Consider the following 251-nt stretch of genomic DNA (forward strand, 5'->3'; position numbering starts at 1 on the left):
AATAGGCGAGCGTCAGCCGCTGCTGCGGCCATCGCAGGCCAACCAGGTGTGGTCGATGGATTTCGTGTTCGACCGCACCGCCGAAGGCCGAGTGATCAAGTGTCTGGTGATCGTGGACGATGCAACCTGATACGCCCAGGATTTCTTAGACATCTCAAGGCCATGGAAAATGGCTGATTCGGAGGTGTCCATGAGCAGTAAGCGGTATACGGATGAGTTCAAGATCGAGGCGGTCCGGCAAGTGACCGATC

The 251-nt window shown here is 56.6% G+C and carries 1 pseudogene; it reads left to right on the forward strand.

Features of this window, described 5'->3' with window-relative positions:
- Nucleotides 1–127 (forward strand): annotated as a pseudogene (locus F7R02_RS26145) (IS3 family transposase); the annotation flags it as partial.
- Nucleotides 128–251: the final 124 nt, after the last annotated feature.

The sequence above is a fragment of the Xanthomonas cissicola genome (assembly GCF_008801575.1).
GTDB classification, from domain to species: Bacteria; Pseudomonadota; Gammaproteobacteria; order Xanthomonadales; family Xanthomonadaceae; genus Xanthomonas; species Xanthomonas cissicola.